Origin of the sequence: Shinella agrisoli, assembly GCF_046557955.1 — a bacterium.
Taxonomy (GTDB): domain Bacteria; phylum Pseudomonadota; class Alphaproteobacteria; order Rhizobiales; family Rhizobiaceae; genus Shinella.
On the sequence record NZ_JBJIEP010000011.1, the window covers coordinates 83,853 to 97,692 of the forward strand.

Annotated in this window: 13 protein-coding genes, 1 tRNA gene and 1 pseudogene; 9 read left to right on the forward strand and 6 right to left on the reverse strand. The window is 66.6% G+C overall.

The genetic code is table 11. From position 1 onward, the window contains the following. Positions 1 to 7: 7 nt before the first annotated feature. The 5 genes from ACIIOY_RS13855 to ACIIOY_RS13875 all read left to right on the forward strand — a co-directional run bounded on the left by ACIIOY_RS13855 (position 8) and on the right by ACIIOY_RS13875 (position 3,819). The gene (locus ACIIOY_RS13855) at positions 8 to 562 is read left to right on the forward strand and encodes a YceD family protein (RefSeq protein ID WP_411035266.1); all 555 of its coding nucleotides are present in this window, start codon (positions 8 to 10) and stop codon (positions 560 to 562) included. 130 nt (positions 563 to 692) lie between these two features. Next, a complete protein-coding gene (plsX, locus tag ACIIOY_RS13860) occupies positions 693 to 1,748 on the forward strand; it encodes a phosphate acyltransferase PlsX (RefSeq protein WP_411035267.1) in 1,056 nt (351 codons plus the stop codon). Between the two features lies 1 nt (position 1,749). Further along, a complete protein-coding gene (locus tag ACIIOY_RS13865; RefSeq protein WP_411035268.1) occupies positions 1,750 to 2,721 on the forward strand; it encodes a beta-ketoacyl-ACP synthase III in 972 nt (323 codons plus the stop codon). 98 nt (positions 2,722 to 2,819) lie between these two features. Next, a complete protein-coding gene (locus ACIIOY_RS13870) occupies positions 2,820 to 3,158 on the forward strand; it encodes an integration host factor subunit alpha (RefSeq protein WP_064329714.1) in 339 nt (112 codons plus the stop codon). 130 nt (positions 3,159 to 3,288) lie between these two features. Continuing rightward, complete coding sequence (locus tag ACIIOY_RS13875) at positions 3,289 to 3,819, forward strand: MerR family transcriptional regulator (RefSeq protein ID WP_411035269.1); 531 nt, start codon at positions 3,289 to 3,291, stop codon at positions 3,817 to 3,819. Positions 3,820 to 3,914: 95 nt separating this feature from the next. On the opposite strand, the gene ACIIOY_RS13880 is transcribed toward ACIIOY_RS13875, so the two are convergent. Then, a complete protein-coding gene (locus ACIIOY_RS13880) occupies positions 3,915 to 4,160 on the reverse strand; it encodes a hypothetical protein (protein ID WP_411035270.1) in 246 nt (81 codons plus the stop codon). Between the two features lie 425 nt (positions 4,161 to 4,585). Here ACIIOY_RS13880 and ACIIOY_RS13885 point away from each other — a divergent pair, with 425 nt between their 5' ends. The 3 genes from ACIIOY_RS13885 to ACIIOY_RS13895 all read left to right on the forward strand — a co-directional run bounded on the left by ACIIOY_RS13885 (position 4,586) and on the right by ACIIOY_RS13895 (position 5,543). Beyond that, entirely contained in the window at positions 4,586 to 4,924 is a 339-nt protein-coding gene (locus tag ACIIOY_RS13885; protein WP_411035271.1) for a hypothetical protein, read from the forward strand. Positions 4,925 to 5,097: 173 nt separating this feature from the next. Then, a tRNA-Pro gene (locus ACIIOY_RS13890) sits at positions 5,098 to 5,174 on the forward strand. Between the two features lie 117 nt (positions 5,175 to 5,291). Then, entirely contained in the window at positions 5,292 to 5,543 is a 252-nt protein-coding gene (locus ACIIOY_RS13895; protein WP_411035272.1) for a GlsB/YeaQ/YmgE family stress response membrane protein, read from the forward strand. A 59-nt stretch (positions 5,544 to 5,602) separates the two neighbouring features. On the opposite strand, the gene ACIIOY_RS13900 is transcribed toward ACIIOY_RS13895, so the two are convergent. The 5 genes and pseudogenes from ACIIOY_RS13900 to ACIIOY_RS13920 all read right to left on the reverse strand — a co-directional run bounded on the left by ACIIOY_RS13900 (position 5,603) and on the right by ACIIOY_RS13920 (position 11,386). Next, positions 5,603 to 6,757, reverse strand: coding sequence for a glycosyltransferase (locus ACIIOY_RS13900; RefSeq protein WP_411035273.1), 1,155 nt, complete (start codon positions 6,755 to 6,757; stop codon positions 5,603 to 5,605). Then, complete coding sequence (locus ACIIOY_RS13905) at positions 6,754 to 8,001, reverse strand: O-antigen ligase family protein (RefSeq protein WP_411035274.1); 1,248 nt, start codon at positions 7,999 to 8,001, stop codon at positions 6,754 to 6,756. The genes ACIIOY_RS13900 and ACIIOY_RS13905 overlap by 4 nt, the downstream gene beginning before the upstream one ends. After that, positions 7,998 to 9,443 (reverse strand): annotated as a pseudogene (locus tag ACIIOY_RS13910) (undecaprenyl-phosphate glucose phosphotransferase); the annotation flags it as partial. The gene ACIIOY_RS13905 and the pseudogene ACIIOY_RS13910, both read right to left, overlap by 4 nt. Before the next feature lie 195 nt (positions 9,444 to 9,638). Beyond that, entirely contained in the window at positions 9,639 to 10,805 is a 1,167-nt protein-coding gene (locus ACIIOY_RS13915) for a glycosyltransferase family 4 protein (RefSeq protein WP_411035275.1), read from the reverse strand. 5 nt (positions 10,806 to 10,810) lie between these two features. Next, on the reverse strand, positions 10,811 to 11,386 hold the full coding sequence (locus tag ACIIOY_RS13920; protein WP_411035276.1) for a polysaccharide biosynthesis/export family protein: 576 nt from the start codon (positions 11,384 to 11,386) through the stop codon (positions 10,811 to 10,813). Positions 11,387 to 11,599: 213 nt separating this feature from the next. Between ACIIOY_RS13920 and ACIIOY_RS13925 the strand changes: the two genes are divergently transcribed. Next, positions 11,600 to 13,828, forward strand: coding sequence for an exopolysaccharide transport family protein (locus ACIIOY_RS13925; protein ID WP_411035277.1), 2,229 nt, complete (start codon positions 11,600 to 11,602; stop codon positions 13,826 to 13,828). Positions 13,829 to 13,840: the final 12 nt, after the last annotated feature.

A 13,840-nucleotide genomic window follows, 5' to 3' on the forward strand; every position in this document is an offset into this window, starting at 1 on the left:
GCAGACAATGAAGAAAGACGACGACACGCCATTCTCCTACCTCGTCAAGGTGGGGCATATCTCGGCCAATCCGGTCGAGGTGACGATCAGCGCCGATGCCGGCGAACGGGCGGGGCTGGCCGAACTCTGGTCGGTCCTCGAGGTGAAGGCGCTGTCGGCGACCTTCCAGGTCATGCGCTGGAAGCGCGACGGCGTGCGCCTCAAGGGCCGCGTTGCGGCCGACATCGTGCAGGCCTGCGTGGTGACGCTCGAGCCCGTCGAATCCCATATCGACGAGCCGGTCGAGGTCGTGTTCGTGCCGGAGGGCTCCAAGCTGGCGCGGCTTCCGGTCGCGACGGACAACGGCGAAATGCTGCTCGACCCGGATGGCCCGGACGCGCCGGAAATCTTCGCCGGCGACAGCATCGATGCCGGCGAGGTCGCCGCCGAGCACGTGGCGCTCGCCATCGATCCCTACCCGCGCAAGCCCGATGCGGCCTTCTCCGGCCATGTCGAAAGCACCGACAAGGACGATCGCAAGCCGTCGCCTTTTGCCGTCCTGAAGGACTGGAAAAAAGACTGAACGGCTCCGCAGGCGCCCGATAATTCAGTTGTGCCCCCGGTGAAAAGCGGTATTTTGGCCGAATTCCGCTATGGTGGCTCCCCGCCGCCGGAAAATAAGAATCAAGGCCAAGAACTAAGGCAAGACTCGCGTGGTCAGAATTTCCGTCGACGTCATGGGTGGCGATTTCGGTCCGAAGGTCGCCATCCCAGGCGCAGCCAAGGCTCTCGAGCGCCATCCCGAAATCCGCTTCCTGCTCTATGGCAATGCCGCCGAATGCGATCCGCTTCTGGCGCAGCACCCGAAACTGAAGGCCGCCAGCACCTTCCATCATTGCGACGTCGCCGTCGCCATGGACGAGAAGCCGAGCCAGGCGCTGCGCCGCGGCCGCGGCAAGTCCTCCATGTGGCAGGCGATCGATGCGGTGGCGAAGAACGAGGCGGACGTGGCGGTCTCGGCCGGCAATACCGGCGCGCTGATGGCCATGTCGAAATTCTGCCTGCGCATGATGGCCAATATCGAGCGTCCGGCCATCGCCGGCATCTGGCCGACCCTCAAGGGCGAGAGCATCGTGCTCGACATCGGCGCGACGATCGGCGCCGACGCCAACCAGCTCTTCGACTTCGCCCTGATGGGCGGCGCCATGGCGCGCGCGCTCTTCGAGATCGACAAGCCGACGCTGGGCCTGCTCAATGTCGGCGTCGAGGAGATCAAGGGACAGGAAGAGGTCAAGGCCGCCGGCCAGCTCATCCGCGAGGCCAATTTCGACACGATTGACTACTATGGATTCGTCGAGGGCGACGATATCGGTCGCGGCACGGTGGACGTGGTGGTGACGGAAGGCTTTGCCGGCAACATTGCGCTAAAGGCGGCGGAAGGCACGGCGCGCCAGATCGCCGAATACCTGCGCGCCGCCATGTCGCGCACCCTGCTCGCCAGGCTCGGCTATGTGCTCGCCAAGGGCGCCTTCGACCGGGTGCGCGAGAAGATGGATCCGCGCAAGGTGAACGGCGGCGTGTTCCTCGGCCTCAACGGCATCGTCATCAAGAGCCACGGCGGCACGGACGCCGAGGGCTTCGCCGCCGCGGTGGATGTCGGCTACGACATGGTCCGCAACGGCCTCAAGGACAAGATCGAAAGAGATTTGCAGAAGTATCACGCGGGCCGGCCTGTCGAAGGCGCCCAGGGCGTGAGCGGCGAGGTATAGAATGATTCGTTCAGTGGTCCGCGGTTTCGGAACGGCGCTTCCGAAGCGGGTTCTCACCAATGCCGAGCTGGAGAGCATGGTCGACACGTCCGACGAATGGATCGTGCAGCGCACCGGCATCCGCCAGCGCTACATCGCCGGCGAGGGCGAGACGACGGCCTCGCTCGGCGAGGCGGCCGCGCGCGGGGCGCTGGAAAGGGCGGGGCTCACCGCCGCCGACATCGACCTCATCATCGTCGCCACCTCCACGCCGGACAACACCTTCCCGGCGACCGCCGTCAACATCCAGAACCGCCTCGGCATGCATCACGGCTTCGCCTTCGACGTGCAGGCGGTCTGTTCCGGCTTCGTCTATGCGGTGGCGACCGCCGACGCCTATATCCGCGGCGGCCTTGCAAGGCGCGTGCTCGTCATCGGCGCGGAGACCTTCTCGCGCATCCTCGACTGGACCGACCGCACGACCTGCGTGCTTTTCGGCGACGGCGCCGGCGCGATCGTGCTGGAGGCCGGGGAAGGGGCGGGGACCAACGCGGACCGCGGCGTGCTGACGGCGCAGCTTCGCTCCGACGGCGCGCACCGCGAAAAGCTCTATGTCGACGGCGGCCCCTCCACCACGGGCACCGTGGGGCACCTGCGCATGGAGGGCCGCGAGGTCTTCAAGCATGCGGTCGGCATGATCACCGACGTCATCGTCTCGGCCTTCGACGCGACCGGCTTTTCCGCCGACGACATCGACTGGCTGGTGCCGCACCAGGCCAACAAGCGCATCATCGACGGTTCGGCGAAGAAGCTCGGCATCCCGCTGGAGAAGGTAGTCGTCACCGTCGACCTGCACGGCAACACGTCGGCGGCGTCCATTCCCCTGGCGCTTGCCGTGGCCGCCGCCGACGGGCGGATCAAGGAGGGCGACCTCGTGCTCCTGGAAGCCATGGGCGGCGGTTTCACCTGGGGCGCGGTGCTCTTGCGCTGGTAGGCCGGCGCCGCTGCGCCGGGCCGCTTGACCCGCGGGGGCAAGGACAATACTCTTCCGCCACTAACCATGCGCTTTCAATAAGAAATCGGTGAGGAACAATGAGCGGCAAGACGGTGACACGCGCAGATTTGGCCGAATCGGTTTTCCGGAAGGTCGGCCTTTCCAGGACCGAATCGGCGGAACTCGTCGAAACCGTGATCGACGAGATCTGCAATGCCATCGTGCGGGGCGAGAGCGTGAAGCTCTCCTCCTTCGCGACCTTCCAGGTACGCGACAAGAACGAGCGCATCGGCCGCAACCCGAAGACCGGCGAGGAAGTGCCGATCTCGCCGCGCCGGGTGATGACCTTCAAGGCGTCCAACGTGCTCAAGCAGCGGGTATTGAAGGCGCATCTCGCGCGCAAGGCGAAGCAGAAGCCGGCTTCTCCCGCCTCCTGAGCGATTTTCACGCCGATTGCCGGCCCGCCGGCAATTTGAAACTTGAATATCGTCCGCCAACCCGCTGAAATGAATGCGATTCGGAAGCACACCCATCGTGCGGCCGGCGCGAGCTTTCATCGAGGGTAGAATGGAGAAGAGTCCGGACGCTTTCCGCACCATCAGTGAGGTTGCCGACGATCTCGACCTGCCGCAGCACGTGCTGCGCTTCTGGGAGACGCGCTTCACGCAGATCAAGCCGATGAAGCGCGGCGGCGGCCGGCGCTATTACCGCCCGGAGGACGTGGACCTCCTGAAGGGCATCCGGCACCTGCTCTACGATCACGGCTACACGATCAAGGGCGTGCAGAAGCTGCTCAAGGTCAACGGCAACAAGTTCGTCGCCGCGATCGCCAGCGGTGATCTTGCGACCGTCGAGGCGCTGGCCGCGGCAAGCCACGAGGAACCGCCCCCGCCGAAAGCCGGCAGCGACGAGGACCAGATCGTCGGCCGCGCCAAGGCGCCGGCCAGCCGCCGTTTCTTCTCCTTCGTCGGCGGCAACGACGACGCGCCGGAGATCTCGCTCGGCAAGACGAGCGTCGGCAAGGAAGACCGCGCCCTCCTGCAGGAGGCGCTCTACGATCTCCTGGAATGCAAGCGCCTGCTCGACCAGGTGCGCTGAGAGAACCGGCTCCGCCGCCCCTTGCCGGGAGCGTGCGAGCAGGCATTCGCCTTGCGCGCATGCATGCCTTCGCCAGCCGCGGATGCCCGCTGCCGCTACCGGTCGGCGGACGTTGTGTGCCCGTCCCGCTGGGGCGTCGGTGCCCAGCCGCGGGTAAAGCCTCGTCCCATCGCGGCGCGCGACAATTCGAGCTGGTGCCGCAGATGGGCGCAATCGGCAAGCAGGGTCGCGATCGTCGCGCGCATATCGCCACCATGCCGGGCGAGGGCGGCGCGAACGGCATCGTCCTCCTCGTCCCCGTTCCTGGCGGTCTCTGCTTCATACTCGGGAAGCGGTGGCATGGCTGTACTCTCCCGCGGGCCTTGCAAGCCACTGGATACATTAACGAAAACAAACCCGTCGGGCTTTTGTTCCCATTATGTTCCTTGTCTTGACGGAGTCAAGCGGCGGTTTCGATTCGGAGCCCTCATATGAAAAAGCCCCGCACGGCGGCGGGGCAAACAGGCGTCACGCTTGGCTCTCCGTGACGCGGGGGAGTGCTCGCAAGCGAGCCTGAGCACTCTACGACTTTCGTCTAATGCCTGGGAAGGTCTGATTCGGCGATTCCGGTACGGTTGCGAAAAGAATTCCGCCGCTTTCGATCGCCGGGAAACGAAGAAGCTGCATGGGGCGGGACACGCTTCTTCCGGTCGATGCGGAACGGACGGGCCGGAACATTCCAACGCGGCAGGCGTTGTGAAGCGAGCCGAAGATAGGAGAAAGAAATATGTCCATCATCAGAACAGGGCTTGCAGTCGCGCTGCTTGTGAGCGGCGCCACCTTCACCTCTCCCGTTGTGGCGCAGGATGTCGAATTGCGGATCGGGCCCGACGGGGTTCGGCCCGTCATCCGGGACCGCGACAGGGATCGCGACCGCGACCGGGATCGCGGCTTCCGCCGCGGCGGCTGCAGCCCGCAGGAGGCGCGGGCCGCGGCGCGGGAGGAAGGATTGCGGCGGCCCGAGGTGGTGCGCCTGACGGAGCGCACCGTGACCGTCGAGGGCTTTACGCGCGACGGGCGCGATCGCATCCGATTCGCCAACCGTCGCGGATGCCCGATCATCTAGCCCCCTTCGGAACCCCGCGAAATGCGGGGTTTTTCTTTGCGCGTCGGGGCAGGCATCCGTCTGCCGGGCGGCCGCCTCGGCGTCAACCTGCACCCGGCCTGCCGCTATTTGTTCTCCTCGGCGTATTTTTGGCTTGCATCCAAGTGCCCGAGAATATACGGCATTTCGCGTGTCGGAATGTAGCGCAGCCAGGTAGCGCACTTGACTGGGGGTCAAGGGGTCGTGGGTTCGAATCCCGCCATTCCGACCATTCCTCCCCCTCTCCGCCGACCCGTTTTGCCGGTTCCTCCGGAACTTTGCGCCGCTTTTTGCGTTTGCCTCCCGCCGGCCCTTTCCGCCGGTGACATCCGAGCTTGAGGAGACGCGAATGGAAGACGCAGGTATCGGCTGGATTGCGGCCATCATCATCGGCGGCATCGCCGGCTGGCTCGCCGAAATGTTCATGAAGAGCAACATGGGCGTGCTGATGAATATCGTTCTCGGCATCGTCGGCGCGGCGTTGGCGAACCTCCTTTTGGGCCTGATCGGCGTCTCGCTCGGCGGCTGGCTCGGCTATCTCGTCGCCGGCTTCATCGGCGCCTGCATCCTTATCGGGGTGGCGCGGGCGATCAGGCGATAGGTCGCCGCCAGAATCTTCGGGGCCGTCCTTCCGCAAGGAGGGGCGGCCCCACATCTTTTTCAAGCGACAAGCATGCGGTAGATCGCCTCCGTTTCGCCGATCATGCGGTCGAGGCTGTAGTCGTGGCTTCGGGCGCGGGCGGCGGCGGCGTGGCGGGCGAAGCGCTCGGGGTCGCAAAGGCGCAGCATGGCGGCCGCCAGATGGTCCGGGGCGTCGTCGTTCCTGACGAGCACGCCGTTCTCCCCGTCCTTCAGCACCGTCGAGACGCCGCCCACATCCGACAGGATCAGCGGCTTGCCCGCGGCGGCCGCTTCCAGCATGGCATAGGACATCGCCTCGTAGCGGCTCGGCATGACGAGCACGTCGATCGCCGCCATCGCCTGCGGGCCGGAAAAGTCGCTGGTCAGGTGCATCCGCGAAGCATGGCGGGAGGCGTCGATCTGCCGGCGCACGGCGCCCTCCATCTCGCCGGCGCCGATCATCAGCAGATGCGCGTGCGGCACTTGATCGGCCACGAGGTTGAAGCCCGCCACGAGGCGCTCGGGCGCCTTCTGGTGGCTGAGGCGGCCGACGAAGCCGAAGAGCAGGGCGCTCGCGGGAAGGCCGAGGGCGCCCCGCACGCCATCGCGCGAGCCGGAGGGCGGCGTGTCCACGCCGTTGACGACGATCGTCAGCCGGTCGCGCGGCATGCCGAGGGCGCGGGCATGGGCGTATTCGTCCGCCGAGACGCAGATCAGCCGGTCGGTGAAGGCGCGGGCGAGCAGCTTCTCGATCGAGCCGTAGACCTTGCGGCCGACGATGCCGAGGCCGGGATCCATGGTGCGGAAGGCGTGGGGCGTGTAGACCCGCGGCACGTGCCGGCCGGGAAGGCGGATGCGCGAAAGCGCGCCCGCCTTTGAACTGTGGGCATGGATGATGTCGAACGGGCCGGCGCGGCGCATGACGGCGCGAAGCGCCCACCACGCGGCGAAATCCGAGGGGCGGGGCGCACGCGCCATGGCCACGACATGCAGGCCGGCAAGGCCCAGCGCGCGAAGCTCCTCGACGAACCGTCCGTCGGCCCGCACGGGCGAATAGACGGCGTGCACGATGTGGCCGCGGGCCTGCATGCCCCGACAGAGGTCGATGAAATGGCGGCCCGAGCCGCCGCCGCTCGGCTCCAGCACCTCCATGAGGCGCATCTGGCGCGGGCTCCGGTCCGGCACGGCGTTCATGGCGGGCGGCGATCCGGCGCGGCGCGCCGGTTGTGGCGCCGTTCCAGTGCAAGGCAGCCCCACACGATCCCCAGGAGCAGATAGAAGTGACGCCAGTGGTCGGTGTCGATGACGAGGCCGATCGCGCTGTGGCCGACGAGGGTTATGAAGCCGATCATCAGGAAGGGCTGCCAGGGCCGGTTGCGCAGCAGCGCCTTGAAGGCGGCCGAAAGGGTCCAGGCGATCAGGGCGAGGTAGCAGGCAAAGCCGAGCCAGCCGTAGGTGGTCAGCGATTTCAGGTAGATGTTGTGCTCGTCTTCCGGAAACATCCTGCTGAACACCATGGGGCCGATGCCGAGCGGCTTTTCCATCGCCATCAGGAAGCCGATGCGGTGGCGGTCGAAGCGGCCGAGATGGCCGCTGTCGTAGTCCTGCACGAGCTGGGTGCGGCTGGAGAAGAGGTCGGCGACCCTGTCGAATTGCAGCGCGACGGCCAGTGCGAGGATCAGGAGGCCGGCGGCCGAGAGGCTGAGGATGAGGATCTTCAGCCGGAACGCGCCGGTGCGCTCCTTCAGCAGCATGACGAAGACGAGCGCCATGACGCAGAAGAGATAGAGCGCCCAGGCCGCGCGCGAGAAGGACAGGAAGACGCCGAGCGCCAGGACCAGGACGCCGATCACCTTCAGCGGCGCGCCGAGGATGCGGCCGGAAAGCAGGCCGTGCATGAGGTAGAGCGAGGGCGCGACGAGGAAGGGGCCGAAGACGTTCGGGTCCTGGAACGCGCCCTTGGCGCGATCGTAGAGCGTGAAGGCTTCCGAGCCGGGAAAGGCGTGGAAATAGCCGAGGATGCCGAGGAGCGAGGTGATGAGCGCGCTTGCCACCCAGGACTTGAAGATGAGCTCGAGCCGCGCCGGCCTTGCCTCGATGATGGCGGCGAAGAACACGCTGGAGAGCGCCAGGAACAGCGAGACGGCGATGTACATCGGCCCGCCGGCAAGGTCGTCCATCACCGTCAGCGAGAGCATGCCGCCGACATTGAAGAGCACGAGCAGCACCAGCAGCGGCGCGACGCCCCGCGAGATGCGGAGGCCGACGATCGCCCAGAGGCCGATGAGCCCGGCCATGAAGAGCTCATAGGGCGCCGGCTCGCTGAGGACGAAGCCCGACAGGAACACGCCCACCGTGACCAGCATCGAGCCGACGACGCCGAGGGCCGCAAGCTGCGGCCGGAAGGGCGGGGCGTAGGGGAGGGCCGCGTCGCTCAATAGGCGTTTTCCGTGTTGAGCAGGCGGATCGGCGTCAGGAACAGGATCTTCAGGTCCAGCCAGAGCGACCAGTTCTCGATGTAGTAGAGATCGAACTCGGTGCGGAAGCGGATCTTGTCGTCATGGTCGATCTCGCCGCGCCAGCCGTTGATCTGCGCCCAGCCGGTCACGCCAGGCTTGACCCGGTGGCGGGCGAAGTAGCCGTCGACGACGTCGACATATCTGCGGTCGTGCGACTGCGCTTCGATGGCGTGCGGGCGCGGGCCGACGAGGGAGAGCTCGCCCTTCAGCACGTTGAAGAGCTGCGGCAGCTCGTCGATCGAGGACTTGCGCAGGAAGCGGCCGACCGGCGTCACGCGCGGATCGCCCTTCGTGACGGCGGCGCGCGCCGTCGGGTCGGAGAGATGCGTGTACATCGAGCGGAACTTGTAGACCTCGATGACCTCGTTGTTGAAGCCGTGGCGCTTCTGCTTGAAGATGACCGGGCCCGGCGAGGAGAGTTTCACCGCGATCGCCGCGCCGATCAGCACCGGCCACAGCAGGGCGAGCGCGACGAGGCTGAAGAAGATGTCGAAGATGCGCTTGGCGACATTGTCCCAGTCGGCGATCGGCTTGTCGAAGATGTCGAGCATCGGCAGGTTGCCGACCTGGGAATAGCTGCGCGGACGGAAGCGCAGGCCCTTGGCATGGGCGGCAAGGCGGATGTCGACCGGCAGCACCCAGAGCTTCTTGAGGAGCGACAGGATGCGCGCCTCGGCCGAAAGCGGCAGCGAGATGATCAGCATGTCGATGCGCGCGAGGCGGGCGAACTCGACGAGCTCGGCGACGTTGCCGAGCTTGGGATAGCCGGCGATGATCGAGGGCGAGCGGCGCTCGTCGCGGTCGTCGAAGATGCCGCAGATGCGGATGTCGTTCTCCGGCTGGTGCTCCAGCGTGCGGATGAGCTCCTTGGCGGGCTCGCCGCCGCCGACGATGACGGCGCGGCGCTCCATCGTGCCGTTGCGCGCCCAGCGGCGGATCGCATAGGCGATCACCTGCCGCTCGACGACGAGGTAGACGGCGCCTGTCGCGAACCAGGAGGCGAACCAGACGCGCGAATAGTGGTCGCCGGACTTGAAGAAGAACAAAACGAGCGCCATGGCGGCGAACGCGATGGCCCAGGCGGCGAGGATGCGCGGCGTCATGCGCAGCGGCGATCGCAGCGCGGGCACCTGGTAGGCATCGGCAAGCTGGAGCAGCAGCACGCCGATCGCCGAGCCGCCGACGAGCACGGCGACGTAGAACACCGTCATGCCCATGCCGACATAGAGCGCATGGATGCAGTAGCCGATGGCCAGCAGCGCGGCGAATTCGCAAAGGCGAAGCAGGCCGGTGATCATGGCCGGCGAGTAGCTGTCGTCGCGGAACTGCCGCGCGATCTTCCGGGCCAGCGGATTGAGCTCGACGACCTTGTCGTCGGCATTGTCCGAGGCGGTGCCCGGCGCGCTCACCCCGGTTTCGGAGACCTTGCGCCTCAGGGCTTCGGGATCGAAGGACTCGGGCTTGTCGACATGGTTCATGGCACGCACCTGCAGAGCTTTCCCTCGGGCATAGCACGAAGCCCCTAAGAAACGTTTACAGGGCGGAAGGCGGCAGTCTCAGGCGGTGCGCTCCTTGCCGCCGGCCTGCCCGGCGAGGAGGTCGCGGTAAAGGGCAAGGAGCGCGCCCGACATCACGGAGGCCGAGAAGGCGCTCTTGAAGGCGGCGGGCTCCGGCATGACCTTGCGCAGCCAGGCCGGATCGCTCACGGCCTGCGCCATCACCGCGGCGAGCGATCCGGCATCGCCCGGTTCCGTAAGCGCGATGCTGTCGCGGCCGAGCACTTCGGGAATGCCGCCGACGCGGCTGGCGATGACCGGCTTTCGCGCGGCAAGCGCCTCCAGCACGATATAGGGCATCGCCTCGGCGCGGGAGGGCACGACGACGTTCCGGGTGAGCGCGAAGGCCTCGCGCGCCTTCATCGACGGCATGAGGCCGATGCGGCGGCCGAGGCCGAGCTGGAGCATCATCTGCTCGTATTTCGCCCTGTCCGGCCCGTCGCCGACCATCAGCGCCGAAAGCGGGCGGCCGATGAGGCGCTCGGTGCGCGCGAAGGCGTCGATGAAGACGTCCGGCCCCTTCAGGTCGCGCAGCATGCCGATATAGAGGAAGTCGACCGCGTCCTCGCGCGGATACACCATCTCGAAATCGCGGTCGTGGATGCCGTTGTAGATGCGCTCGGCCCTGACGCGCGGCCGGCCGACGCGGGCGACATAGGCGTCCTGCTCGTAGTCGCAGACGAAGGTGAGCGCATCGCCGAGCGGCTCGAGCAGCCGCTCGGCCGTCAGGATCGCAAGGCCCGCCACCGTGCGGTTGGTGTAGTGCAGGCTGCCGCCGTGCGGCGAATAGAGGCGGGCTACGCGATACCTGTTGACCCGCAGGGCTGAGCCGATGAGCCGGGCGATGGCGCCGCCCTTGGCGCCGTGCCCGTGCAACACATCCGGCCGCAAACCTTTTATTTCACGATAACTTTCCCGAAAGGCGCCGACGTCGCGCGGGCTGATGGAGCGGCTGATCGGCAGGCGCACGAGGCCGAGCGTAAGATAGGGGCGGATCTCGTCGAAAAGCGAATCCTCGAAGGATCCGCCGGTGAGGCTGTCGCAGATGATGCCGACGTCATGGCCTGCCTTCACGTGGAATTCGGCGAGGTCGCGCACATGGCGGAAGATGCCGCCGATGGGTGAGCGGAAACAATGGATGATGCGCAGAGGCCCATCGTCCGCCATGGTGTTCAGAACAACCGTTCGCGGACATAGATCGTATCGCCGGCCAGGACCGGGTCGGAGATGGACACCCGGCCCGTGATGATCTTGCCGTTGATCTTGCGGGTCACGTCGACGTCGCGCTGGTTGGCGCGCGGCGAGAAGCCGCCGGCAACGGCAATGGCGTTCTGGATCGTCATGCCGGCGACATAGCTGTACTGCCCGGCCTGCCCGACCTCGCCCATGATGTAGATGGAGCGGTAGCGATCGACCTCGATGGAAACGTCGGGATCGCGCAGGTAGCCCTGGCGCAGCTTGGCGGCGATGATGCTTTCCAGCTCCTGGATCGTCTGGCCGCGCGCCGGAACCGCGCCGATGAGCGGGAAGGCGACGTAGCCGGCCTGGTCGATCGTATAGGTGTTGCTGAGGCCGGCCTGCTCGAAGACGGTGATGCGCAGGCGGTCGCCGCTGTCGAGGCGATAGGGCTGGATGGTCGCCTCGTGGAATGCCTTGGGGGCGGGGCGGTAGCCGCTGCAGCCCGAAACGGCCGGCGTAACGAGCGCCAGCGCGATGAGCATGCCCTTGTTGAAGGTTGCGAATCCCATTCGCGTTTTCCAATCCCCAAATCAGAAGTCTCGCCGCTGTTATCGATCCGTTAGGGTTAATGGCTGGTAAAGGCGGCGCCGTCATCGGCGGGCCGGCGTTGATTTTTTCGCGAAGGAAGCGCGGGGAGGCAGGCACGCAACCGCCGATAATTAACCCTTGCGTTACCATGTTTGTTTACCGTGCACGGAAATCGTCGTGTTTGGAGTGGGGATATGTCGGGCGTTCACGAGAGCCAGCAGGATGTCGATATCGACCTTGGCGGTCTGTTCGGCGCGATCTGGCGCAACCGCATGCGCGTTCTCATGGCGACCGTCGCATGCGCGGGTGTGGCCTTTGTCGGCGCGAACCTCATCACGCCCGAATACAAGAGCGAAGCCCGCCTTCTCATCGAAACGCGGGAGCCGGCCTTCACGACGGGCCAGGACCGCGCGCAGGGCCGCGAGCAGCCGGCCTTCGACGAACTGGGCATCGCCAGCCAGGTGCAGCTCCTGCAATCGGCCGACCTCATCAAGCAGGTCGCGCGCAACATGAAGCTCTACGAGCTGGAGGAGTTCGACACGACGGCGAAGCCTTCGGCCATTTCCGACCTTCTGGTGCTGCTCGGCCTCAAGAAGAACCCGCTCGACCTGCCGCCGGAAGAGCGCGTGCTCAAGGAGTTCACCGAGAAGCTGGTCGTTTACCAGGTGGAGCGCTCGCGCGTCATCGGCATCGAGTTCACCTCGAAGGATCCGCGCCTTGCCGCCGAGATCCCGAACGAGATGGCCAAGGTCTACCTCTCCCTCCAGAGCGGCGCGAAGCTCGACACCAATTCGGAAGCGACCCGCTGGCTGGAGCCGGAAATCGCCAACCTGCGCGAGAAGGTGCGCGAGGCGGAACAGAAGGTCGCCGAATACCGGTCGCAATCCGACCTCCTGCCCACGGGCGAGAATTCGACCTTCGCCGTCCAGCAGCTGAACGACATCTCGGCGGAACTCGCCCGCGTGCGCGGCGAGCGCGCCAGCGCCGAGGCGCGGGCGGAAAGCGTCCGCGCCGTGTTGAAGGACGGCGGCGCGCCGGATACGCTCTCCGACGTCGTCGGCTCGCAGATGATCCAGCGCCTGAAGGAGAGCGAGGCGCAGATCCAGGGCCAGATCTCCGACCTCTCCACCTCGCTGCTCGACGGCCATCCGCGGCTGAAGGGCCTGCGCTCGCAGCTTGCCGGCGTGCGTGTGCAGATCAAGTCGGAAACGCAGAAGATCCTGTCGAGCCTCGAAAACGAGGCGAAGACCGCGAGGTTGCGCGAAACGCAGCTCGTGCAGCAGCTCAACACGCTGAAGGCGAACGCGGCCCGCGCCGGCGAGGACGAGGTCGGCCTCAAGGCGCTGGAGCGCGAGGCGGCGGCGCAGCGCCAGCTTCTCGAAACCTATCTGGCACGCTACCGCGAGGCGACCTCGCGCACCGACAGCAGCTCGACGCCGGCCGATGCCCGCGTCATCTCCGCCGCCGTCGAGCCGACGGAGGTCTCCTTCCCGAAGGTGATCCCGATCACAATCGTCGGCGGCGTCGCCGGCTTTGCGCTGGGCGCCATCGCCATCCTGCTCGCCGAGCTCTTCAGCGGCCGCGCCCTGAAGCCGGTCGGTGCCGCTGCCGCAGTGTCCCGTCGCCGCGAGGAGGAGGACGAGGAACTGGAGCCCGCCGTCATGCGCGAGCCTGCCGCCAGGAAGGAGCCCGCCGCCCGGCCCGAATACGGCGCCATCCGCGACATCAACGTGCCGGCAAGGTCCCTGCTTTCGGACATCGGCCCGGAGGACGAGGAGGAGGAGGTCCCGGCGCCTTCGTCCGCCGAGACCCCCGTCCTTGAGGACGAGGGCGATTTCTCGGTTGCCGCCGTCGCAAGGCACCTGGTCGACAACAATATTTCCGTGGCGATCTCCGTGTCGCCCTCCGGCGACCGCGGCTCGACCGCCACCGTGATGCTCGCCCGCCGCATCGCGGAGGAACACCGCAAGACGCTGATCATCGACCTGACGGGGTCGGCCTGCCCGACGCGCCTGATGGCGCAGTCCGTCCACCTTCCCGGCATCACCGACCTTCTCGTCGGCGATGCCGCCTTCGGCGAGATCATCCACGGCGACCGGCTGTCCGGCGCGCACATCATTCCGCGCGGCAATGCCAATATCAAGCGCGCCATGCGCGGCATCGACCGGCTGGCGATGGTGATCGATTCGCTCGCCGACGCCTATGACACGGTGATCGTCGAATGCGGCCCGGCGGAGGTGGAAGGCGTGCGCCGCCTGACGCGCGGAGAGGAGAAGGACATCATCCTCTCCATTCCCGGCGCCGACGAGGACGAGATCGTCGAGCTGATCGGCGCCTTCGGCGAAGCGGGTTACAACGAGATCGTGCTGATGACGGGCGAGGGCAGCGAGCCGCCCCGCCATCCGGGCCGCCGGGCGGCCTAGAGTCCAGCCAAA